The organism is Arthrobacter oryzae (assembly GCF_031454875.1).
GTDB lineage: Bacteria > Actinomycetota > Actinomycetes > Actinomycetales > Micrococcaceae > Arthrobacter > Arthrobacter oryzae_D.
Window position 1 is genome coordinate 84,083 of record NZ_JAVDRQ010000008.1, and the last position, 23,111, is coordinate 107,193.

Consider the following 23,111-nt stretch of genomic DNA (forward strand, 5'->3'; position numbering starts at 1 on the left):
TTCCGCTGACAGGGAGCTCAGGCGTGGGCGGCCGCCAGCCCGGCAGCGCCTGAATAGCGGTTGAGCGGCCGCTCCAGCCCGTAGTGACCGCGCAGCGTATCTGCCGTGTACTCGGTGCGGAACAGCCCGCGCTGCCGAAGGACCGGGACCACCTGGTCCACGAAGGCCTCCAAGCCCGAGGGGAGCACCGCGGGCATGATGTTGAAGCCGTCCGCGGCTCCGTTCTCGAACCAGAGCTGAATGGCGTCGGCCACCTGCTCGGGCGTTCCCGAGAAGGTGCGGTGCCCGCGGCCGCCGCCGAGGCGTCCGATCAGCTGGCGCACCGTGAGCCTTTCGCGGCGGGCAAGCTCCACAATCAGGGTGTACCGGCTCTTCGCGCCCTGGACGGTGTCCTCGTCCGGGAGGTCTGCCGGCAGCTGCCTGTCCAGGGGAAGGTCGTCCGGGCTGACGCCCAGGGTCTTCGCCAGTTCGATGCGTGCGTACTCGGGCCGGATCAGCTCGTCCAGTTCCCGTTCCAGTTTCTTGGCCTCGGCTTCCGTGCCCGCCAGCACCGGCACAATCCCGGGCAGGATCTTGATGCCCTCCGGGTCGCGCCCGGCTGCTGCGGTGCGGGCCTTGAGGTCAGTGTAGAAACCCTGGGCGTCTTCGAGTGTCTGCTGAGCAGTGAACACCGCCTCGGCGTAGCGTGCAGCGAGGCCCTTGCCGTCTTCGGAGGATCCGGCCTGGACAATCAGCGGGTAGCCCTGCGGCGACCGCGGCACGTTCAACGGCCCGCGCACCCTGAAATGCTTGCCCACGTGGTCGATCGGCCTGACCTTGTCTTCATCGGCCCAGACACCGGCTTCCTTGTCCGCCACCACGGCGTCGTCATCCCAGCTGTCCCACAGCTTGGCGGCGACGTCCAGGAACTCCGCCGCCCGTTCGTAGCGGGTGGCGTGCGCCGGCTGGTCATCGACGCCGAAGTTCCGCGCGGCGTCGGGCCCGGCCGTGGTGACCACGTTCCAGCCGGCACGGCCGCCGCTGACGAAGTCGACGGAGGCGAACCGGCGGGCGAGGTTGAACGGATCGTTGTAGGTGGTGGAAGCGGTGGCAATGAGGCCGATTTTCTCGGTGGCCGCGGCGATGGCAGTCAGCAGGACCGTGGGTTCGAGCTTTCCGGCCGGCCGGCGGCCCACGTTGCCGAAGATCACGGGCGAGTCCGCGAAGAAGATGGAGTCGAACGTGCCGCGCTCGGCAATCTGCGCCAGGTTGCGGTAGTGGCTGATGTCCGTGCTGGCCAGGGGATTGCTCTCGGGCAGCCGCCACGAGGCTTCATGGTGGCCGGTGCTCATGAGGAATGCGTTGAGGTGCAGGGTGCGCTGGGAGGGTGCCATGGTGTGATCCTGTCGGGAAAGTTGCCGGGTGTGGTTGCCGCCGGGCGGGGTCGGTGGTGCAAATCAACCACAGCCGAACCGGCCGCTGCCAGCCCCGCCGACCACTGGCGCAACGGCGCGAAACGGCGGGAAATGCACGGAAACAGCGGGCAACGTCCGGACACACGGGGCAACACTGGGCAACGGCCGCCCGGTGATAGATCAGTCACGGAAACAGCCGATTCGCGGGCCGCGGGAAGCGACCGCAACTAGCATGGATAAGTGCATTCGCAGATCATCATTCGCCCCGCCACCCCGGCAGATTACGACGCCGTGGCCCGCATCACGCGGGAGGCCTACCTTGCCGCGGGCTACTTCGCGAACGCCGACCACCCGTACATGCTGCAAATCCAGGACGTGGCCAAGCGGGCCGCCCAGGCCACGATCTGGGTTGCCGAGCGGGCTGGACGCATTGTCGGTTCGGTGACGCTTGCCGTCGCCGGTGAGCCCTTCGCCGACATCGCGCTGGCGGACGAACTGGAATTCCGGATGCTCGTGGTGGACCCGGCGGTCCAGCGCAGCGGTGCGGGAAAGGCCATGGTCGAGGCGATCATCGCCCACGCCAAGTCGCTGGACGGCATCAGGGCCGTGGCGCTCACCACCGGCCTCACCTGGGAAAGCGCACACGGGCTGTACCGCAAGATTGGGTTCCGGCGCGTTCCCGAGCGCGACTGGTTCGTGCCGGACACCGACATAAAGCTGCTGGTTTACCGGCTGGACGTCCAGCCGACCTAAAGTGGTGCCGAATCCAGGCACCATCGAAAGGCACACCCATGCGCAAGACATTCGGCTCCGGCTCCACGTGGGAGCAGACCCTCGGCTATTCCCGTGCGGTGCAGGTGGACAACACCCTGTACATTTCCGCTACCGCGGCCAGCGGTGACGACGGAATCGTGGGCGAGGATTTCTATGCCCAGACCAGGTTCATCCTCGAAAAGCTGGGCGCCGTCCTGGCCGAGGCAGGGTTCGACTACGCCGACGTGGTGCAGTCGAAGCTGTACCTGACGGACATCAGCAAATGGGAAGACGCCGGCCGGGCCCACGGCGAAGTGTTCGGCGAAATCCGGCCCACCCTGTCCCTGGTCCACGTGCTGCCGTTCCTCGACCCCAAGATGCTGGTGGAGATCGAACTGGTGGCCCAGAAGAGCGCCAGCTAGCAGAGCGCGAACGGACAGTTGAGGCCCGCCCGGGAGCGGGGCCTCAAGTGTCCGTTCGCGCTTAAGAAGCCGGGAGGCCGTAGCGGTGTTCCGGGCGGCCCGTAGTGCCGTAGCGGAGCTGGATGTCGACGGCGCCGTCGTCGGCCAGCGAGGACAGGTACCGCTGGGCGGTGGCCCGGGATACCCCCACCCGCCCGGCCACCTCGGCCGCCGAATACTGCTCACCGGGTACGAGGGACTCCAGTACCGCGGCCTCGGTGGCCGAACGTGGCCTGGCGGACGGGGTGACGTCTCCCGGGATCAGCGAACGCTTGGCCCGTTCCACTGTTTCCTGGTCCAGCGCGCCCGGCTGGGACAGGATGCGCCGGTACCGGGCATAGGAGCGGAGCTGCTGCGACAGGGACTCGGCCGTGAACGGCTTCAGCAGGTAGCCCAAGGCGCCGCGCCGGAACGCCACGCGCAGTGACGCAGCGTCCGACGCGGCACTGAGGATCATGGTGTCCACGTCCAACTGGCCGAGCAGGTCAAGGCCCGAGCCGTCGGGCAGGTAGACGTCCAGCAGCACCAGGTCCGGTCGCAGGCTGTGGATCGCCTGCAGCGCCAACGACGCCGACCCCGCCGGCGGCAGCGCCAGGAAACCCGCCACCGAATCCACATATGCGGCGTGCAGCTTGGCGACGTGGAAATCGTCATCAACAATCAGCACCCTGAGATCCTCAGCCATCCTTGTCCTTCCAAATGGGCCCGTCCCCCTTGACGAGCCCGCCTTCCCTCAAAAACGATTCCTTGCCCGGCGAATCGGCGGTGGTCCGCGGCAGCGTCGCCATGAAGACGGCACCGGGGCCGCCGGGGGAGCCGGGTTCCAGGACCCGGACGTCACCGCCGCGGCGCCGCGCAAGCTGCCGGGCCAGTGCCAGCCCCAGTCCTTGTCCGCCGCCGGCCCGCGCCGGCCGTGCCGCCGTCGTGAATCCCTCGGCGAACACGGCCTCCGCCCCGGACCCGTCGCCACCGCCGGCCGCCGTTTCGGGCGCCAGCCCGTCGCCGGAGTCCGCGACGACGACGTGCAGCGTCCCGCCGTCGGCTCCCGGCTCGTCCAGCAGTTCCACTTCCACCCAGCGGTCCGCCGCTGAGCCGGCGACGGCGGCGTTCACGGCGTTGTCGATCAGGTTCCCCAGCACGGTGGTGACGTCCTGCGGCTCGGTGACCTGGCCGCGAACCAGCGTTTCCGGGCCGATGCGCAGTGTCACGCCCCGTTCGTCCGCCTCCACGCCCTTGGCGCCGACGAAGGCCTGCAGGTACGGGTCCTGCAGGAGTTCGGCCTGGTCCACCGGGAACTTTAGCGGGCCCGTGGCTGCCAGCCGCGCCAGGTACTCGCGCGCCTGCTGGTGTTGCCCGATGCTCATGAAGCCGGCGATGGTGTGCAGTTGGTTGGCGAACTCGTGGCGCTGGGCGCGCAGGGCGGTGGACATGGTGCCCACGGCATCCAGCTGGCGAGTCAGGTGCTGCAGCTCGGTGCGGTCGCGGAGCATCACCACCCAGCCCAGATCCTCCCGCCGGTGCAGCGCCTTGCGGGCACTGGCCACCAGGACACGGGCACCGGAAATGACTTCGACGGCGTCCGCTTCGGCAGCGTCCGGCCGGGTCAGGGCTTTCAGCTGCTCCGGAACCGGTGCCTGCTCCCACGGTGTGCCGGCCAGGTCGGGCTGGCCGAGGAGCCTCTGCGCGGCGGCGTTGAAGACGCTGATCCTGCCGTCGGCCGAAACGCCGATGACGCCGTCGTCAACGCCCTGGAGGACAGCCACCTGGTCATGGACCAGTGTGCTGATTTCCTCCGGTTCCAGGCCCAGCGTCAGCCGCTGCAGCCGCCGGCGGAGCAGGAACGAGGCCAGGATGCCGGCCAGCAGCGACCCGGCCGCGGTCAGCGCGATGGGTGTGATGTCCCGGGCCAGGCTCTGGACGATGTTTTCGGTCGAATACCCCACGCTGACCTCGCCCACCACCGTGTCTGAATCCGGTGCGAAGACGGGCACCTTGGCGCCGGCCGAGGGCCCGAGGGTGCCGGTGTTCCGGGTGGTCACTTCCTTGCCCGCGAGGGCCTCGGAGGGATCCGTGCTGACTTTCTCGCCCAGCCGCTCGGCGTCGGGGTGGGCCAGCCGCAGGCCGGTTTCATCGGTGATCACCACGAACAGTGCGCCGGTACGGGTTCGGGCACCTTCGGCGACAGCCATCAGCGGACCGGCCAGCAGCACCGACGCCGGGGGAGTGCCGGCTTCGCGGCTGATGGCCAGGACCTCGCTGCGGACCGCGGGATCCGAGGCCACGGTGCGGGCCAGGGTGAGTGCCTGGTTTTCCGCTTCCCGGCCAAGCCGTTCGTACGTCAGCCAGGCATGCACGGCGCCGCTGAGGAGCACAACGAGCAAAACCACTCCGAGCTGGAGCAGCAGGGTCTGCGTGGAAAACCGCAGGGGCGGCCTCGGTGCCGGACGCTTCATTGCCCTCCTGACGGGGTGATGGCCGCTGTGCGGGGTTTCCCGCCGGACGGCGGGACGGCCGGAGCATGGGAACCGGCCTGCTGAGCTAAATGAGCAAAATGCTCCCAATAAGCAGTATGCCAATCAATTGAGCCAAAGGCACGGCCGTGACGCGGGCCACTCTAACGTCTGTAGTGCGCATCACACCGGAGTGTTGCCACTGACTGACAAAGGAGCCGGCCGTGCTGGTATTACTTGGATTCGCCATGATCGCGGTATTCATGGTGCTGATCATGACGAAGAAGATGACGCCAGTACTGGCGCTGATCATTGTTCCCACCGTCTTCGGGCTGTTCGCCGGGGCGGGACTGGGCATCGGGGACATGGTGCTGGACTCGATGAAGTCCATGACCTCCACCGCGGCCCTGTTGATGTTCGCCATCATCTACTTCGGCCTGATGATCGACGTCGGGCTGTTCGACCCGCTGGTGCGGTTCATCCTCCGCAAGCTGGGCAACGACCCCGCCAAGGTGGTGCTCGGCACCGCCCTCCTGGCCGCCGCAGTGTCCCTGGACGGCGACGGCTCCACCACCTTCATCCTCACCACCGCAGCCATGCTGCCCATCTACCTCCGGCTGAAGATGAGCCCTGTGGTCCTCACCTGCGTTGCCGGCCTGGCCAACGGCACCATGAACATCGTGCCGTGGGGCGGCCCCACCGCCCGCGCCGCCAGCGCCCTGAAGATCGACGTCAACGAAGTCTTTGTCCCCATGATCCCGTCGCTGATCGCCGGCCTCGCCGTCGTCCTGGTCTTCGCCTGGGTGCTCGGCCTGCAGGAACGCAACCGCCTCCGCGCCGCCGCCCCGGAAATCTGGGGTGTGCCTGATACTGCTGAAGGGTTCGACGGCGGCAGCACGGCCGGCGGTTCCGGAACCGGCCGCGGCCGCAACGGCTCCGGCCCTGCCGGAGAAGCTCCCGCCGGCCTGTCGCCGGAAGGCTCCTCCGTCGGCGGCTCCGTGGCAGTGCTCGAGCGCACCGAGACGCTCGTGGACGACAGCGACACCGCCATGGCGGACACCGCCCTGGACCCCAACCGCAAGACCCTGCGCCCCAAACTTCAGTGGTTCAACCTGGGCCTCACCGTCGCCGTCATGGGCATGCTCATCGCCGACCTCGTGCCCCTGCCGTACGTCTTCATGGTGGGCTCGGCCATCGCCCTGCTGGTCAACTTCCCGCACGTCAAGGACCAGGGCGCGCAGCTTGTGGCCCACGCACAGTCGATCGTGGCCGTCGTCAGCATGGTCATGGCCGCCGCAGTCCTGACCGGCGTCCTGACCGGCACCGGCATGGTTGAGGCAATGTCCGCGTGGCTCGTGCAGATCATCCCCTCGGACATGGGACCGCTCATGGCAGTCATCACCGGTGTCCTCAGCATCCCCATGACGTTCTTCATGAGCAACGATGCCTTCTACTTCGGCGTGCTGCCCGTCCTGAGCGAGACCGCTGCGCACTACGGCATCAGCGCCGCCGAGATGGCCCGTGCCTCCATCACCGGCCAGCCGTTCCACATGCAGAGCCCGCTGGTTCCCGCCATCCTGCTCCTCGTTTCGCTGGCCAAGGTGGACCTGGGCGATCACCACAAGAAGGTGCTGTGGCGCAGCGCCGTCGTCTCCCTCGTAATGCTGGGAGTCGGAATGCTGACGGGGGCCATCGGCATCGGCTAGGGTAAAGCTGCCTGCGGCTCTGCCGTGGGTCGGTGTTGCCCGTCTGACGCCCGCTGGGGGTCGTCAGGCGGGCACACTGTTGCAACGTAGACTATTGGGGAAACCAAAACTACATTGCAGGGGAGATCCATGGCTGCGATCAACCGCGACGACGTCGCGCATCTCGCGCGTCTCGCGCACATCGAGATGAGTGCTGAAGAGCTGGACCGGATGGCCGGCGAACTGGCCGTCATCGTCGATTCAGTGAAGTCCGTAAGTGAAGCCGCCGGTGATGACGTCCCGGCCACGTCCCACCCGATTCCGCTGACGAACGTGTTCCGCGAGGACGTTGTGGGCCACACCTTCACGGCCGAGCAGTCCCTGAGCGGCGCCCCCGACGCATACGAAGGCCGCTTCAAGGTTCCGGCCATCCTGGATGAGGACTGATAAATGACTGAATCGAACAGCACCGACTCCAGCAGGGCAAGCACCGACGGCACGGCCCTGATCCGCCTCTCCGCCGCCCGGCTGGCCGAGAAGCTCGCCGCCGGCGAGGTCACCTCGGTCGAGGTCACCCAGGCCTACCTGGACCGCATCGCAGCGGTCGACGGCGGGCCGCGCGGTGTGAACGCCTTCCTGCACGTCAACGCCGAAGAGGCGCTCGCCGTCGCGGCCGAGGTTGACGCCATCCGCGCCGCCGGCGGTGCCGCGGCCGAAGAACTCCACGAACTCGCCGGCGTACCCATCGCCGTCAAGGACCTCATCGTCACGGTCGGCCAGCCCACCACGGCAGGCTCCAAGATCCTCGAAGGCTGGCACAGCCCGTACGACGCCACCGTGGTCAAGCGCCTGCGCGACGCCAAAATGCCCATCCTGGGCAAAACCAACCTGGACGAATTCGCCATGGGCTCCTCCACGGAGCACTCCGCCTACGGCCCCACCCGCAACCCGTGGGACCTGGACCGGATCCCGGGCGGTTCCGGCGGCGGCTCGGCTGCCGCCGTCGCCGCGTTCGAAGCGCCCCTTGCACTGGGCACGGACACGGGCGGATCCATCCGCCAGCCGGGCGCCGTCACCGGCACCGTGGGCGTCAAGCCCACCTACGGCAGTGTGTCCCGCTACGGCGCCATTGCGATGGCCTCCTCGCTGGACCAGATCGGCCCGGTTTCCCGCACCGTGCTGGACTCCGCCCTGCTGCACCAGGTCATCGGCGGCCATGATCCCCGTGACTCCACGTCCCTGCCGGATCCCCTGGAGGACCTCGTCGCGGCCGCACGCACGGGCAACGTGGACGGCATGAAGATCGGCATCATCAAGGAACTCCACGGCGAGGGCTACCAGGCCGGCGTCGAAAACCGCTTCAACGAATCGCTGGAGCTGCTCAAGCAGGCCGGGGCGGAAATTGTTGAGGTGTCCTGCCCCAACTTCAAGTACGCGCTGGGCGCCTACTACCTGATCATGCCGTCCGAGGCTTCCTCGAACCTGGCCAAGTTCGACGGCGTCCGGTACGGCCTGCGGGTCCTGCCCGAGGAGGGTCCGCTGACGATCGAACGCGTCATGGGCTCCACCCGCGCCGCCGGCTTCGGCGACGAAGTGAAGCGCCGCATCATCCTGGGCACCTACGCGCTCAGCGCCGGTTATTACGACGCTTACTACGGCTCGGCCCAGAAGGTCCGCACCCTGATCCAGCGTGACTTCGAGGCCGCGTTTGCGCTGGCCGACGTGCTGATTTCCCCGACAGCCCCCACCACGGCCTTCAAGCTGGGCGAGAAGCTGAACGACCCCCTGGCCATGTACCTGAACGACGTCGCCACGATTCCGGCCAACATGGCCGGCGTTCCGGGCCTGTCCCTGCCTGGCGGCCTGGCGGATGAGGACGGCCTGCCCGTCGGCATCCAGCTCCTGGCCCCGGCCCGCCAGGACGCGCGCCTGTACCGAGTCGGTGCCGTCCTTGAATCGCTGCTGGAAGCCCGGTGGGGCGGCCCGCTGCTGGACCGCGCTCCATCGTTGGTTGAGCTTGTCGAGACCGCCTCGGTGGCCGAGCCTGTCGAGGCCCTTGTCGACGCCCAGGAGGCAAAATAATGAGCACTGACGCAACCCTGAGCTTCGAAGAGGCCATGGAGAAGTACGATCCCGTCCTGGGGTTCGAGGTCCACGTGGAACTCAACACCAAGACCAAGATGTTCTCCTCCGCCCCGAACGTCTTCGGCGACGAGCCGAACACGAACGTCAACGAGGTGGACCTTGGCATGCCGGGCGTGCTGCCCGTGGTGAACAAGACCGCGATCGAGTCCTCCATCAAGATCGGCCTGGCGCTCAACTGCAAGATCGCCGAGACCTGCCGCTTCGCCCGGAAGAACTACTTCTACCCGGACACCCCGAAGAACTTCCAGACCTCCCAGTACGACGAACCCATCGCGTACGACGGCTACCTGGACATCGAACTGTCGGACGGCACCGTGTTCCGCGTCGAAATCGAGCGCGCCCACATGGAAGAGGACGCCGGCAAGCTCACCCACATGGGCGGCGCCGCAGGCCGCATCCAGGGCGCCGACTACTCGCTGGTGGACTACAACCGTTCCGGTGTTCCGCTGGTGGAAATCGTCACCAAGCCGATCCAGGGCGCCGGTTCGCGCGCCCCCGAGCTCGCCAAGGCCTACGTGGCCGCCGTGCGCGAGATCGTGAAGAACCTTGGCGTCTCGGACGCGAAGATGGAACGCGGGAACGTGCGCTGCGATGCCAACGTTTCGCTGCGTCCGCACGGCCGGGAACGCTTCGGCATCCGCTCGGAAACGAAGAACGTGAACTCGCTGCGCGCCGTCGAACACGCCGTCCGCTACGAGATCCAGCGCCACGCTGCGGTCCTGGACTCCGGCGAGCCGGTTATCCAGGAAACGCGCCACTGGCACGAGGACACCCGCTCGACGACGTCCGGCCGGGCCAAGTCCGACGCCGACGACTACCGCTACTTCCCGGAGCCGGACCTGGTGCCGATCGTCGCTTCCCGCGAATGGGTCGAGGAACTGCGCGCCACCCTGCCCGAGCCGCCGGCCGAGCGCCGCAAGCGCCTGCAGGCCGACTGGGGCTATTCGGACCTGGAATTCCGCGACGTGGTCAACGCCGGCGTCATGGATGAGATCGAGGAAACCATCGCCGCCGGCGCCACGGCAACCGTGGCCCGCAAGTGGTGGATGGGCGAGATCGTCGGCCGCGCCAAGAACGCCGACGTCGACCCCGGCCAGCTGGGCGTCAAGCCGGAAACCATCGTGGAACTGAACAGGATGGTCGAAGCCGGCAAGATCAACAACAAGATGGCCGCCGAGGTCCTCGACGGCGTCCTGGCCGGCGAAGGCGCGCCCGCGGAGATCGTGGAGAAGCGCGGCCTGGCCGTGGTCTCCGACGACGGCCCGCTGCTGGAAGCCATCGACGCGGCCCTCGCCGCGCAGCCCGACGTCGCGGACAAGATCCGTGGCGGTAAGGTCCAGGCCATCGGCGCGATCGTAGGCGGTGTAATGAAGGCTACCCGTGGGCAGGCTGACGCCGGCCGCGTGCGCGAGCTGATCCTGGAAAGGCTCGGCGTCGAAGGCTAAGCCACCCGCTTTAACCCAACTGGGTCGCAGTTAATGTCGTTTAGAACGCTCATAACGACATCTACTGCGACCCAGTTGGGTTAAGGAGAGACGAGGCCGGCCATGATGTCCTCCAGGGCCTCGCAGACCATCATCACCGAGGTCCGCTTGAGGTTTTCCGGCCGGGCCAGGATGTCGATCCGGCGGCGGGTGCTGATGCCCTGCAGCGGTCGCAGCACAATCTCCGGGTTCAGCACCGGCTTTGCGGTATGCCGGGGCAGCAGCCCGATCACGCTGCCGGTTGCCACCAGGCCCGCCACGGTAGAGTAGTCATTGATCCGGTGGACAATATTCAGCTCCCTGCTGGACACCGCCGCGACGGCGGACAGCACATCCGAGGGGGAGTAGCCGGCGTGGCTGGTCACCCACGGTTCGCCGACGACGTCGTGCGCCGTCAATGTTTCCTTGCCTGCCAGCCGGTGCCCGGCAGACAAAGCCACGTCCAGCGGCTCGTGCGCGAGCGGGATGACGGCCACGCGTTCCTCCGGCCACCGCGGGCTGTGGTCCATGCGGTGGGCCAGCACCAGGTCGTAGCGCGCCGTCAACGCAGGGAAGTCCTGCTGCGCCACGTCCTCATCCGAGAGCAGGACCCGCGGCTTGTCGGGCGAGTCCAGTAGCCGGGCAAGCGGGGCGAACAATGCCTGCCCCGCGCTGTGGAAGCCGCTCACCGTCACCGGCGCCACGGTGGAGCCGTGATACGCACCGATCGCCATCCGGGCGTCCGCCATGGCGCTGACGACGGCGGCACCCGCGTCGGCCAGCGCCTGGCCGGCTTCGGTCAGCACCAGGCTCCGGCCCTCCTTGCGCGTGAGCGGCACCTCGACGCTGCGCTGCAGCGCCGCAAGCTGCTGGGACACGGCAGAGGGCGTGACCAGGAGTGTTTCGGCGACCGCCTTGACGCTGCCCAGGGCGCCGAGTTCCCGAAGCATTTCCAACTGATGGATTTCCATCCCCCGATTCTATTGCTTAGTGATTTCTAAATCGTCGATTGAGAAAAATTCGGTTGTGCTAATGCTTCTTTGTGGTTCTAATGAAGGGAATCAGCACCGCAACACCGAGAGTAAGGAAGCCAATGAAGGCTCTGTACAAGGCCGGCGCACACGCCGGATTTGAGCTGGTGGACCGACCCGAGCCGGAAACCGGCCCGGGCGACGTGAAGATCCGCGTCATGACCACCGGAATCTGCGGCACCGACCTCCACATTCAGTCCTGGGACGCGTGGGCGCAGGGCATCATCCAGGCACCCCTGATTGCCGGCCACGAATTCTACGGTGAAGTGGTGGAAACCGGCGAGGACGTCATGGACGTCAAAGTGGGCGACCGGGTTTCCGGCGAGGGGCACATCGTGTGCGGAATCTGCCGCAACTGCCGCGCCGGACGCAAACAGATGTGCATCCACACCGTCAGCGTCGGCGTCCAGCGCGACGGTGCGTTCGCCGAATACGTTGTTATCCCCGAGACCAACGTCTGGGTGCACCAGGATCCGTCAGTCACTCCCGAACTCGGTGCCATCTTCGATCCGTTCGGCAACGCCGTCCACACCGCCCTTAGCTTCCCCCTGGTGGGCGAGGACGTGCTGATCACAGGCGCCGGGCCCATCGGCCTGATGGCCATTGCCGTGGCCCGCCACGCCGGTGCACGGAAGATCGCCATTACGGACGTCTCGGCACCGCGGCTGGAGCTGGCCCGCCGGCTCGGCGTGGACCTCGCCATCGACGTGTCGAAGATGCGCGTCAGGGATGCCCAGCGGGAACTGGGCATGCGCGAGGGCTTCGACATCGGCATGGAAATGTCCGGCCACCCGACCGCCCTGCCGGAGATGATCGACAACATGAACCACGGCGGCCGGATCGCCATGCTGGGCCTGCCGAGCCAGTCCATCGACATCGACTGGGGCAAGGTGGTCACGCACATGCTGACCATGAAGGGCATCTACGGCCGCGAAATGTTCGAGACCTGGTATGCGATGAGTGCCATGCTGTCCTCCAACCCGGCGCTGCACGCGAACATCTCGGCGGTGGTGACGGACACGCTGCCCGCCACGGACTGGGAGAAAGGCTTCGAGGTTGCCCGCGCCGGCGCGGGCGGCAAAGTGGTCCTCGACTGGACTGTCTTCTAGCCCTCGCCGCTGCGGCGTTTCCGAGACCGGCGGCTGCGCCGCCACCACTTCCACACTTCCACTTCCGCTGAGGAGCGCACCCCATGTATTCAGCCATCAAGGACCAGCTGCAGAACGAGCTGGATGAGATCCGCACCGCGGGCCTGTTCAAGACCGAACGCCATATCGACTCGCCGCAGGCCAGCCACATCACGGCCGGCCAGATCGGCAAGGCAGGCGCAACCGTGCTCAACTTCTGCGCCAACAACTACCTCGGCCTGGCGGACCACCCGGACATCATTGCCGCGGCGAAGGCAGCCATGGACGAGCGCGGCTTCGGCATGGCCAGCGTTCGCTTCATCTGCGGCACGCAGGACCTGCATCTTGCCCTGGAAGCACGTGTCTCGAAGTTCCTGGGCACGGAGGACACCATCCTGTTTTCCAGCTGCTTCGATGCGAACGGCGGCGTGTTCGAGTCCCTTTTCGGTCCCGAGGACGCCATCATCTCCGATGCCCTGAACCACGCGTCCATCATCGACGGCATCCGGCTCTGCAAGGCCCAGCGGTTCCGCTACGCCAACCGCGACATGGCTGACCTCGAAGCGAAACTGATCGAGGCCACGACGCAGGAGAAGCCGGCCCGCCGCACCATCATCGTGACAGACGGCGTCTTCTCCATGGACGGCTACCTGGCCCCGCTCGAGGCGATCTGCAACCTGGCCGAAAAGTACGATGCCCTGGTGATGGTGGACGACTCCCACGCCGTGGGCTTCATGGGCTCCACCGGCGCGGGCACCCCCGAGCATGCCGGCGTCAGCCACCGCGTGGACATCTACACGGGCACCTTCGGCAAGGCGCTCGGCGGCGCCTCCGGCGGCTACGTCTCAGGCCGGGCCGAAGTTGTGGCCATGCTCCGCCAGAAGGCGCGGCCCTACCTGTTCTCCAACTCGCTCGCCCCGGCCATCGTCGCGGCAACCCTGAAGGCTTTGGACCTTGTGGAGAACTCCGCGGAGCTGCGGTCCAAGCTCTTCGCCAACGCCGAGCTGTTCCGGAGCCGCATGGCTGCGGAAGGCTTTGAACTTCTCGACGGCGAGCACGCCATTGTGCCGGTGATGTTCGGCGACGCCGTGATGGCCGCCAAGGTGGCCGACCGGATGCTCCATCACGGAGTGTTCGTGACCGCGTTCAGCTACCCCGTGGTCCCCAAGGGTGCCGCACGGATCCGGGTCCAGCTTTCCGCGGCGCACAGTGCGGATGACGTCGAAGCGTGCGTGCGGGCGTTTGTCGACAGCCGCAACGCGGTGGGGTCCTAAGGTACTGACGTGACGTCCTGACGGATGCAAGGATGTAGGCATGTCAGCAAATTACGATGTGGTGATTGTGGGCGGCGGCATTGCCGGGCTGTCCCTCGCCTCCGCCCTGGCCGGGAAATGCAGTGTGGCACTCGTTGAGGCCGAGCAGTCCCTGGCCTACCACACCTCCGCCCGTTCGGCCCGGCAACTGATCCCCAGCTACGGCCCGGTGGTGGTGCAGGAGCTGACCCTCCGCACCCTTGGGCTGATCGCGGCGCGTGACGCGGAGCTGCCGGAACAGGTCCTCTCGCCGCGCAGCTTCATGCTGATCGGGGACGAGGACACCGTTCGCGAGGAAGCCAGCGGGCACATGCACCGGATCTCCCATGCGGAGGCCCTGGAGCTGTGCCCGGTGCTTGATCCCGGATTCTTCACCGCGGCCGGCCTGGACACCGGTTCGTTCGCCTGCAATGCCCCCGTGCTGCTGGAGGACCACCGGCATCGCGCCGAGGCCGGCGGGGTGGACATCATCACCGGCGCCAAGGTCCATTCCGCCCAGCGGCTGGGATCCGGATGGGAGCTCGGGGCCGGCCAGGAGGCGTTCCAGGCTGGCATCGTGGTCAACGCGGCCGGGGCTTGGGCCGATGAGCTTGCCGTCATCAGCGGCGTGGAGAAGCTCGGCCTGCAGCCGTACCGCCGCACGGCGGCGATTGTCGACGTCGAACGTTCCCTCCCCGACTCCTGCCCCATGGTGGCGGCCGCCGACGAGTCGTTCTACTTCCGCAAGGAAGGGAATGACGTCCTGATTTCGCCGTCGGAATCCGTACCGAGCGGCCCGGAGGACGCGAAGCCCTACCCGGGCGACGTTGAGGCCCTGGTGGCGCGGCTCAACGCGGTGACCACCATGGGCATCAGGAGTGTGAAGTCGGCGTGGACCGGCCTCCGCACGGAAGCCGCCGACGGCGTCCCGGTGGTGGGGTTCGACGCCGAAGCCACCGGATTCTTCTGGCTCGCCGGGCAGGGCGGTTACGGTTTCCAGACTTCGTCCGGCATTGCGGAACTGGCTGCGGAGCTGATTCTGGGCGGTCCGTCCGTTGGTCAATGGGCCTGGGACCAGGACGCAGGGTCAAGTCCGGCATCCCGGACAGCGGCGGCGCTGGCCGCGACCCGCTGGTCCATCCGGCACTGAAGAATGGACTTATGAGCACCCTCATCACCAACATTGCCGAACTGATGACCCAGGACGCGGAGCACCGCGTCCTCAAAGATGCCGCCGTGGTGATCGAGGGCGAACGCATCTCCTGGATCGGGCCCGCCGCCGCCGCACCGGCAGCCGACGACGCCGTGGACGCCGGCGGCCGTGCCCTGCTGCCGGGCTGGGTGGACTCGCACACGCACCTGATCTTCGCCGGCGACCGGACCGCGGAGTTCGAAGCCCGGATGGCGGGGGAGAGCTACAGCGCCGGCGGCATTGCCGTGACCACGGGAGCCACCCGGGGCACCAGCGATTTCGACCTCACGCGGCTTGCCTTGGGCCGCGTGGCCGAGGCCGTCTCGCAGGGCACCACCTACCTCGAAACCAAGACCGGCTATGGCCTGGATTTGGAGAACGAGACGCGCAGCGCCCGCATCGCCTCGACGGTGGCTGACGAAGTGACCTACCTCGGCGCCCACCTGGTTCCCGCCGGCGCCGATGCCGACGACTACACCGATCTGGTCTGCGGACCCATGCTGACGGCGGTCCGGCCCTATGTCGGCTGGGCGGACGTGTTCTGCGAGCAGGGGGCCTTCAACGAGGAGCAGTCGCGCCGCGTGCTGCAGGCCTGCAAGGACGCCGGCCTGGGCCTTCGCGTCCACGGGAACCAGCTCGGTGAAGGCCCCGGCGTGCAGCTGGCCGTGGAGTTCGGCGCCGCCAGCGTGGACCACGTCAATTATCTGTCCGCCGCCGACGTCGATGCCCTGGCCTCCAGCTGGGCCGGGTGGCAGCTGTCCGGCAGCGGCCCGTCAGGCGGACGCGGAACCGTGGCGACGTGCCTGCCGGCCTGCGACCTCTCCACGCGCCAGCCGCTGGCGCCGGGCCGCGAACTGCTCGACGCCGGGGTGCCGATAGCCCTGGCCTCCAACTGCAACCCCGGCACCTCGTACACCAGCTCAATGGCGTTCTGCGTCACCACCGCCGTGCTGCAGATGCGGCTCAGCGTCCACGAGGCCGTCCGGGCCGCGACGTATGGCGGCGCGCTTGCGCTGCGGCGCGAAGTGGGGAACGACGTCGACGGGGAACGGGCGGTGGGTTCGGTCGCCGTCGGCCACCGCGCGGACCTGCACCTGCTGAATGCCCCCTCCGCCACGCACCTGGCGTACCGGCCGGGCATCCCGCTGACCCACGCCGTCTGGCGCGCGGGCATCCGCGCCCGCTGACCGCTGCAGCCGTCCGGGCTAGAAGACCATGGGCGGGGCGTCCAGGACTGTTTCGTCCACACGGCGGTCCACCCACTGGCTGAACGGCTTGTCCAGCTCGTACTTGCCCTCGCCGGTGCGCACCAGGGTCCGCACTTCGGCGTTGTCCGGGTTGTTGAGCGACTCGAAATATTCCACGGACCAGTGGAACCAGCGCATGCAGAACAGCCGCATGGTGAGCCCGTGCGTCACGAACAGCGCGTTGGGGGCGTAGTCCGGCCTGGACCAGTGCCGGTGCAGGGTCTCCATAAAGGAGGAGATCCGGTCGTAGACATCCGAGCCGGATTCGCCCTCGCGGAACCGGTAGAAGAAGTGGCCGTAGGCGTTCCGGAGTTCCTTCTGGTCCTCGATCTCCCCGGCGATCTGGAAGTTCGCCCAGTCCTGTTCGCGGAGCCGGGGCTCTTCGATGACCCGCTCCACGAGGGATCCCAGGTTGAGCGCTTCGAGGGTCTGGTACGCGCGGAGGTACGGCGAGACGTAAACGCACACCTGCCGCCCGTCCAGTTCCCGCCGGATCCGGTCACCGGCGGCCGTCGCCTGTTCCACCCCGAGCTCCGTCAGCGGTATCCGGTAATCGGGTACGCGGTTGTAGATGGAGGTGTCGGCATTGGCGGCGGACTGGCCATGCCGGATCATGATGATTTTTCCGGGCGCGCTCATAAATTCCAAGCATAGGCCCGGGCAGGGGAGCGTCCCCGGAGGGTCGGCCTGCCGCGGACAGGAAAGAACCAGAAAGGAAAGGCAAGATAGGAACATGCTGGTTCCCTCCCGCCGTCGTCTGCGGATTGAAGTCTGGATTGTCCTGGGTCTGTCACTGGGGCAGTCCGCCGTGTATTCCGTGGTGCAGCTGCTGGACAAGCTGACGCGTGCACCGCTGGCGGAGGGCACCTCCACGCTGAACCGTTCGCAAAGCAGCCGCGAATACTTCGACCTGACGTACCAGCTGCTGGACATCGTGTTTGCGCTGGTGCCGGTGATGCTGGTGATCTACTTCCTCACCGAGCACCGGCCGGCGGGGGAGCCGGGTGCCTCCGCCTTCCGTAAACTGGGTTTCAACTTCGCACGCCCCGGCAAGGACCTGCTGCAGGGGCTGGGCCTCGCCGCTCTGATCGGGATTCCGTCCCTGGGGCTCTACGCCGCCGGCAGGGCGCTGGGCATCACCACCGCCATCATTCCCAGCGCACTGGACGCCTACTGGTGGACCATCCCCGTGCTGATCCTCTCCGCCGTACGGCACGGGATTGTCGAGGAAGTCATCGTGGTGGGGTACTTGCTGGACCGGCTCGGCAAATTCGGGTGGAGCATGCCGCTGGCCATCTTCGCCAGCTCCATGCTTCGGGGCAGCTACCACCTCTACCAGGGCTTCGGCCCGTTCATCGGCAACGCCGTGATGGGTGTGGTCTTTGCCTGGATCTATACGAAGACCCGCCGCGTCATGCCGCTGGTAATCGCCCACGCGCTGCTGGACATTGTGGCCTTCGTCGGCTTCAGCCTCTTCGGCAAGGCCATCGGGCTGGGCTAGCGTGCGTTAAAAGGATTCGGCCGCTATCGGTGGGTGACGTCGTTGGCACCCGCTGATAGCGGCCGAAGTTCAGGGGCAGCTCGCTGCCCGTGGCCCGTGCCGGACCACTTGGTGGATCAGGATCAGATGATTACTGCCCCGGAGGCGGTTTCGAACGTGACGGAAAGGATTCCCGGCGTCCCGTGCGGGGCGACCCAGTTCACTGCAACGTCCTCCAGCGGCCTTTCCACCGGTTCGCCCAGCCACTCCGTGACCCGTTCCGCGGAACCGGCAATGGTGAGGCTGGACATCTTGACGTTGCTTGCGTAGGCGTTGGACGGGTGAAGGTCCGGATCGCCTTCCCATTTGAGCATGTAAGGCACCTGCGGGTCCGCGATGAGGCCCAGGATGCCAATCTGCTTCCAGACGAGTTCGCGGCCGTCCGGGAACTTCCGGTTGCCGTTGACAGCGGAGCGGCCGAGGCGTTCTTCGAACGGTGCCAGGTCGTCCACTTCGACGCACCAGCCCATCCAGCCGCCGCCCGCTGCCGAGCGGGCCCTGACGGCCTGCCCGAATGGAGCCTTGTCGGATGCCGGGTGGTCAAGGACCTCCACGACCTCCAGGTATTTGTGCCCCGCAAGCGGGATTATCATGTTGCGGGTGCCGAAACGGGGGTGCACCCCGCCCTTCACGGCTTCGACGCCGAGGGCGGACGAAATACGTTCGGTGGTGGCTGCCAAGCCATCCTGTTCACAGGCGTAAGAGACGTGATCCATGCGCATGCCATCATCTTGGCACTTTGTGATGGAGCTCTCAGCTAAGGTTCCCCTAACCATGATGGGATGTCCTTGGCGACCGGCCTGAGGCCACGAAATTACACTGTTGACGTCCTTCGTCATAATGCTGTTCACGCGCGACGTCCCCTTCCTACACTGAGTCCAGGTCATGAGCGCCAGCATTGAGCCCCGGCTTGCTGGCCGGCAACCCTCGTTCCGCGGTGGGGTGCCCCGGGTGAAGACCTGGCCCTCCGGCAACCGCCGGGCGGCAAGCGCGGCACCAGTCCTGCCCCCGGCATGTCCTGCCTCCGGCTAGGTGCCCTCCCAAGAAGGAGCTTCCCGATGTCCAACGCATGGTCGTTCGAAACCCGCCAGATCCACGCCGGCCAGGAGCCGGACAGTGCCACCGGCGCCAGGGCACTGCCCATCTACCAGACGACGTCGTTCGTCTTCCCGAGCGCCGAGAGCGCTGCCAACCGCTTTGCGCTGGCCGAGCTTGCGCCCATCTACACGCGGATCGGCAACCCCACCCAGGACGCGGTGGAACAGCGTGTGGCAAGCCTCGAAGGCGGCCTGGCGGCGCTCCTGCTCAGCTCGGGACAGGCTGCCGAAACATTCGCCATCCTCAACGTCGCCGAAGCCGGCGACCATGTGGTGGCCAGCCCCAGCCTGTACGGCGGCACATACAACCTGCTGGCCCACAGCCTGAAGAAGTTCGGCATCTCCGTGACGTTCGTGGAGGATCCGGACAACCTGCAGCAGTGGAAGGATGCCGTCCGGCCCAACACCAAGCTCTTCTTTGCCGAGGTGGTGTCCAACCCCCGCCAGGACGTCCTGGACATCGAGGGTGTTTCCCGCATCGCCCACGAGGCCGGCGTCCCGCTGATCGTAGACAACACGCTCTCCACGCCGTATCTCATCCGGCCACTGGAGTGGGGAGCGGACGTCGTGGTCCATTCGGCAACGAAGTACCTTGGCGGCCATGGCTCTGCCATTGCGGGGGTAATCGTGGACTCGGGCAACTTCGACTTCGGCAGGGATCCGGAGAAGTTCCCGGGTTTCAACACTCCGGACCCCACCTACAACGGACTCGTATACGCGCGGGACCTTGGGGCGGAGGGTGCTCTGGGAGCCAACCTCTCCTACATCCTCAAGGCCCGGGTCCAGCTGCTGCGTGACCTGGGTTCGGCCGTTTCCCCGTTCAACGCCTTCCTCATCGCCCAGGGCCTGGAAACCCTCAGCCTCCGCGTTGAGCGGCACGTTGCCAACGCGGTGAGCGTCGCCGAATGGCTCGAAGCCCGGTCCGACGTCGAATCCGTTGCGTACGCGGGGCTGCCGTCCAGCCCCTGGTACGAGCGCGGCCGCAAGTACGGGCCCAAGGGCACCGGCGCCATCGTGTCGTTCAACATCGCCGGCGGGGCCGAGGCCGGCAAGCGGTTCGTTGACGCCCTGGAACTCCACTCCCACGTGGCGAACATCGGCGACGTACGCTCCCTGGTCATCCACCCGGCGTCGACCACGCACAGCCAGCTGACAGCCGAACAGCAGGCAGTCGCGGGCGTGACACCCGGGCTGGTCCGGCTCTCGGTGGGGCTGGAACACATCGACGACATCATCGCTGACCTCGACGCCGGATTCCGCGCTGCCAAGGGCGACTGAGGATCGGCGGCAGCTGCCCGGGCGGTGCTGCCGCCGCAGTGCCGAACCTGTATGACTCCCGGCGCCTCGACGCCGGGAGTCATATTGGTGTCACAATCTTCGCCATTGCCGGGACGCATTTCGTAGACTCACTACAGGTCATGAGTGCCAGCGACAGCCCCGGCTTGCTGGCCGGCAACCCTCCTTCCGCGGCGGGGTGCCCCGGGTGAAGACCTGGCCTGCCGGCCAGTTGGCGGCAGGCAAGCGCGAAGAAGAGGTCCTCAGATGACGATTGCCGTCACCCGCAGCGGTGTACCCGAAACAAAAAGTGCTGTCCCCGACGGAACCGTGAAGTTCCTGACCATCGGCGGCCTTGACCTCGAAGCCGGCGGTCACCTGCCCGACGTCACGCTCGCCTACGAAACGTGGGGAACGCTGAACGCGGACGGCTCCAACGCCGTCCTGGTGCAGCACGCCCTGACCGGCAGCACCCACGTGACGAGGGGAGCCACCGACGAGGAAGGCTGGTGGGAACAGCTCGCCGGCCCCGGCGCGCCGGTTGATACCGACAAGTACTTCGTGGTCTCCATCAACATCGTGGGCGGCTGTTACGGCTCCACCGGCCCGTCCACTCCGGCCCCGGACGGAAAGCCCTGGGGCTCCCGTTTCCCCCTGGTCACCCTCCGGGACACGACGGCGGCCGAGGCACGGCTGGCGGACGCACTGGGCATCGGGAGCTGGTACGCGGTATTGGGCGGATCGATGGGCGGAGCCCGCGCCCTGGAGTGGGCCGTAAGCTACCCGGAGCGCGTGCAGCGCTGCGGCGTGTTTTCGATTGGCGCCAGCAGCACGGCCGAGCAGATCGCCTTCGCCCAGGCCCAGACCCTCGCCATCCGCCAGGACGTAAACTTTAACGGCGGCGACTACTACGGCGGCCCCGAGCCGGAAGCCGGACTGGCCCTTGCCCGCAGGATTGCACACATCACATACCGCTCCGCGGACGAGTTCGCCACCCGGTTCGGCCGCAATGCCCAAGGCGGCGAAGCGCCGCTCCAGGCAGTCTCACTGGGGGATCGGGGCCGCTATCAGGTGGAGAGCTACCTGGACCACCAGGGCACCAAGCTTGTCCGGCGCTTCGATGCCAACAGCTACATCGCCATCACGGAAGCGCTCATGAGCCACGACGTCCGCCGGGGCCGCGGTTCGCTCAAGGAAGCGCTGGCACAGACCAGTGCCGAGTTCTTCGTGGCCGCCGTCGATACTGACCGGCTGTATTTCCCGGCGCAGTCCCACGAACTCGCCGCTGCGCTGCCAGGTGACGTGCCCGTGCACGTGATCGAGGCACCCATTGGCCACGACGGATTCCTCACCGAGATCGGCCAGCTCAGCTCGCAGCTTCGGCAGAACTTCTTCGGCTGAACCGCCTGCTCAATGTGCATTTTTGCAGAGCACTCCTGCAGAAAATGGCGTTGAGCCTGCGGCAATGTGAGTCCATACTCTAGGAGACCGGCGCTTCGTGGTGCATATCACACGCGTCCGCTATTGGAATGGTCCACATGGTGTCGACGGAGACGCCGAAGGAGTTCACAAAATGAGCACACAAAACTCTGCCGCAAGGCGCACGGACGAGACTGACGTCAAGGCCTCCGGGCTGAGGAAAGTGGTGACGGCCTCGATGGCCGGCACCGTTGTCGAATGGTACGAGTTCTTCCTCTACGCCTCGGCGGCCACCCTGGTTTTCGGCAAGATGTTCTTTCCCAACTCGGGTACGGAACTGGATGGGATCATTGCCGCCTTCGTCACGTACGCGGTGGGCTTCGTGGCCCGCCCCATCGGCGGCATCGTCTTTGGCCACTTCGGTGACAAGTTCGGCCGCAAGCAGCTGCTGCAGCTGAGCATCATCCTGGTGGGCGTCTCCACCTTCGCGATGGGCTGCCTCCCCACGTTTGCGCAGATCGGGTACTGGGCTCCGGCCCTGCTGGTGTTCCTGCGCTTCGTGCAGGGCTTCGCCGTCGGCGGTGAATGGGGCGGCGCCGTGCTGCTCGTTGCCGAACACAGCCCCAGCAAGTCGCGCGGGTTCTGGTCCAGCTGGCCGCAGTCAGCCGTACCCATGGGCAACCTGCTGGCTACCGGCGTGCTGTTCACGCTTTCCTCGACGCTTTCCTCCGCCGACTTCCTCGGCTGGGGCTGGCGTGTGGCCTTCTGGCTGTCCGCCGTCATCGTGATCGTCGGCTACTACATCCGCACCAAAGTCCAGGATGCCCCCATCTTCCTCGAGGCCCGCAAGGAAGTCACCGTGGAAAAGAAGGGCTACGGCGTGGCCGAAGTCTTCCGCCGCTACCCGCGGGGTGTCTTCACCGCAATGGGCCTGCGGTTCGCGGAAAACATCCTCTACTACCTCGTGGTCACGTTCTCCATCACCTACCTGAAGGTCGTGGTCCAGACAGACACGTCCAGGATCCTGCTGCTCCTGCTCGTGGCACACTTCATCCACTTCTGCGCCGTGCCGCTGGTGGGCAAGATGTCGGACGCCTTCGGCCGCCGCCCGGTGTACATGGCCGGTGCGATCCTCGGCGGAACCTGGGGCTTCTTCGCCTTCCCCATGATGGATACCGCGAACGATCTCGTCATCCTCGCCGCCATCACCATCGGCCTCCTGTTCCACGCGCTGATGTACGCCGGCCAGCCGTCCATCATGGCCGAGATGTTCCCCACCCGGATGCGGTATTCGGGCGTGTCCCTGGGCTACCAGGTCACCTCGATCGTGGCCGGTTCGCTGGCACCGATCATCGCCACCGCCCTGCTGAGCAACTTCAAGTCCTCCACTCCGGTGGCGCTGTACCTGCTGGGCGCCTGCATCGTGACGGCGGTTTCCGTGTACTTCCTCAAGGAGACGCGCGGCATCTCCCTGCACGACGTCGACGCCGCGGATGCCCAGGGCACGGCGGACCTGTTGGCCGCAGCTAAGAAGTAGCCG

The 23,111-nt window shown here is 66.8% G+C and carries 20 protein-coding genes and 2 riboswitches; of the genes, 14 read left to right on the top strand and 6 right to left on the bottom strand.

Features of this window, described 5'->3' with window-relative positions; translation table 11 throughout:
- Positions 1–17 precede the first annotated feature (17 nt).
- Positions 18–1,373 (bottom strand): LLM class flavin-dependent oxidoreductase, encoded by a 1,356-nt coding sequence (locus tag J2805_RS15330; RefSeq protein ID WP_309977690.1) that lies wholly within the window; start codon positions 1,371–1,373, stop codon positions 18–20.
- A 261-nt stretch (positions 1,374–1,634) separates the two neighbouring features.
- On the opposite strand from J2805_RS15330, the gene J2805_RS15335 reads away from it, so the two are divergent.
- Positions 1,635–2,147: a GNAT family N-acetyltransferase gene (locus J2805_RS15335; protein WP_309977692.1), complete on the top strand. Its 513-nt coding sequence runs from the start codon at positions 1,635–1,637 to the stop codon at positions 2,145–2,147.
- A 38-nt stretch (positions 2,148–2,185) separates the two neighbouring features.
- Positions 2,186–2,569, top strand: coding sequence for a RidA family protein (locus J2805_RS15340; RefSeq protein WP_309977693.1), 384 nt, complete (start codon positions 2,186–2,188; stop codon positions 2,567–2,569).
- A gap of 61 nt (positions 2,570–2,630) precedes the next feature.
- On the opposite strand, the gene J2805_RS15345 is transcribed toward J2805_RS15340, so the two are convergent.
- Both J2805_RS15345 and J2805_RS15350 read right to left on the bottom strand, forming a co-directional pair.
- Entirely contained in the window at positions 2,631–3,293 is a 663-nt protein-coding gene (locus tag J2805_RS15345; protein WP_309977695.1) for a response regulator, read from the bottom strand.
- Positions 3,286–5,061 carry a sensor histidine kinase gene (locus J2805_RS15350; protein WP_309977696.1) on the bottom strand — a complete coding sequence of 592 codons (1,776 nt, stop codon included), beginning with the start codon at positions 5,059–5,061 and terminating at the stop codon, positions 3,286–3,288. The genes J2805_RS15345 and J2805_RS15350 overlap by 8 nt, the downstream gene beginning before the upstream one ends.
- 221 nt (positions 5,062–5,282) lie before the next feature.
- Here J2805_RS15350 and J2805_RS15355 point away from each other — a divergent pair, with 221 nt between their 5' ends.
- The 4 genes from J2805_RS15355 to gatB all read left to right on the top strand — a co-directional run bounded on the left by J2805_RS15355 (position 5,283) and on the right by gatB (position 10,333).
- On the top strand, positions 5,283–6,764 hold the full coding sequence (locus J2805_RS15355) for a CitMHS family transporter (protein WP_309977698.1): 1,482 nt from the start codon (positions 5,283–5,285) through the stop codon (positions 6,762–6,764).
- Between the two features lie 129 nt (positions 6,765–6,893).
- Complete coding sequence (gene gatC / locus J2805_RS15360; RefSeq protein WP_028272567.1) at positions 6,894–7,190, top strand: Asp-tRNA(Asn)/Glu-tRNA(Gln) amidotransferase subunit GatC; 297 nt, start codon at positions 6,894–6,896, stop codon at positions 7,188–7,190.
- A gap of 3 nt (positions 7,191–7,193) precedes the next feature.
- A complete protein-coding gene (gene gatA, locus J2805_RS15365) occupies positions 7,194–8,825 on the top strand; it encodes an Asp-tRNA(Asn)/Glu-tRNA(Gln) amidotransferase subunit GatA (protein ID WP_309977700.1) in 1,632 nt (543 codons plus the stop codon).
- The gene (gatB, locus tag J2805_RS15370) at positions 8,825–10,333 is read left to right on the top strand and encodes an Asp-tRNA(Asn)/Glu-tRNA(Gln) amidotransferase subunit GatB (RefSeq protein WP_309977703.1); all 1,509 of its coding nucleotides are present in this window, start codon (positions 8,825–8,827) and stop codon (positions 10,331–10,333) included. The genes gatA and gatB overlap by 1 nt, the downstream gene beginning before the upstream one ends.
- Before the next feature lie 80 nt (positions 10,334–10,413).
- Here the strand turns inward: gatB and J2805_RS15375 are convergent, their stop codons facing one another.
- Positions 10,414–11,322, bottom strand: coding sequence for a LysR family transcriptional regulator (locus J2805_RS15375; protein WP_309977705.1), 909 nt, complete (start codon positions 11,320–11,322; stop codon positions 10,414–10,416).
- Between the two features lie 122 nt (positions 11,323–11,444).
- On the opposite strand from J2805_RS15375, the gene tdh reads away from it, so the two are divergent.
- The 4 genes from tdh (at position 11,445) to hutI (ending at position 16,180) form a co-directional block, all read left to right on the top strand.
- The gene (tdh, locus tag J2805_RS15380) at positions 11,445–12,491 is read left to right on the top strand and encodes an L-threonine 3-dehydrogenase (protein WP_309977708.1); all 1,047 of its coding nucleotides are present in this window, start codon (positions 11,445–11,447) and stop codon (positions 12,489–12,491) included.
- A gap of 83 nt (positions 12,492–12,574) precedes the next feature.
- Positions 12,575–13,783: a glycine C-acetyltransferase gene (locus J2805_RS15385; protein WP_309977710.1), complete on the top strand. Its 1,209-nt coding sequence runs from the start codon at positions 12,575–12,577 to the stop codon at positions 13,781–13,783.
- Between the two features lie 40 nt (positions 13,784–13,823).
- Complete coding sequence (locus J2805_RS15390; RefSeq protein WP_309977712.1) at positions 13,824–14,951, top strand: NAD(P)/FAD-dependent oxidoreductase; 1,128 nt, start codon at positions 13,824–13,826, stop codon at positions 14,949–14,951.
- Positions 14,952–14,962: 11 nt separating this feature from the next.
- A complete protein-coding gene (gene hutI, locus J2805_RS15395; protein WP_309977714.1) occupies positions 14,963–16,180 on the top strand; it encodes an imidazolonepropionase in 1,218 nt (405 codons plus the stop codon).
- Positions 16,181–16,198: 18 nt separating this feature from the next.
- Here hutI and J2805_RS15400 read toward each other — a convergent pair whose 3' ends face one another.
- Positions 16,199–16,879 (bottom strand): histidine phosphatase family protein, encoded by a 681-nt coding sequence (locus J2805_RS15400; protein ID WP_309977717.1) that lies wholly within the window; start codon positions 16,877–16,879, stop codon positions 16,199–16,201.
- A 94-nt stretch (positions 16,880–16,973) separates the two neighbouring features.
- Here J2805_RS15400 and J2805_RS15405 point away from each other — a divergent pair, with 94 nt between their 5' ends.
- Complete coding sequence (locus J2805_RS15405) at positions 16,974–17,741, top strand: CPBP family intramembrane glutamic endopeptidase (RefSeq protein WP_309977719.1); 768 nt, start codon at positions 16,974–16,976, stop codon at positions 17,739–17,741.
- A 122-nt stretch (positions 17,742–17,863) separates the two neighbouring features.
- Here the strand turns inward: J2805_RS15405 and J2805_RS15410 are convergent, their stop codons facing one another.
- Positions 17,864–18,502, bottom strand: a complete 639-nt coding sequence (locus J2805_RS15410; protein ID WP_309977720.1) for a VOC family protein — start codon at positions 18,500–18,502, stop codon at positions 17,864–17,866.
- Positions 18,503–18,661: 159 nt separating this feature from the next.
- Positions 18,662–18,777: riboswitch (SAM riboswitch) on the top strand.
- A 61-nt stretch (positions 18,778–18,838) separates the two neighbouring features.
- On the opposite strand from J2805_RS15410, the gene J2805_RS15415 reads away from it, so the two are divergent.
- The 3 genes from J2805_RS15415 (at position 18,839) to J2805_RS15425 (ending at position 23,108) form a co-directional block, all read left to right on the top strand.
- Complete coding sequence (locus J2805_RS15415) at positions 18,839–20,155, top strand: bifunctional o-acetylhomoserine/o-acetylserine sulfhydrylase (RefSeq protein ID WP_309977722.1); 1,317 nt, start codon at positions 18,839–18,841, stop codon at positions 20,153–20,155.
- Positions 20,156–20,291: 136 nt separating this feature from the next.
- A riboswitch (SAM riboswitch) is annotated at positions 20,292–20,407 on the top strand.
- A gap of 12 nt (positions 20,408–20,419) precedes the next feature.
- Positions 20,420–21,553 carry a homoserine O-acetyltransferase MetX gene (gene metX / locus J2805_RS15420; RefSeq protein WP_309977724.1) on the top strand — a complete coding sequence of 378 codons (1,134 nt, stop codon included), beginning with the start codon at positions 20,420–20,422 and terminating at the stop codon, positions 21,551–21,553.
- A gap of 172 nt (positions 21,554–21,725) precedes the next feature.
- Positions 21,726–23,108: an MFS transporter gene (locus J2805_RS15425; protein ID WP_309977725.1), complete on the top strand. Its 1,383-nt coding sequence runs from the start codon at positions 21,726–21,728 to the stop codon at positions 23,106–23,108.
- The last annotated feature ends 3 nt before the right edge of the window (positions 23,109–23,111 follow it).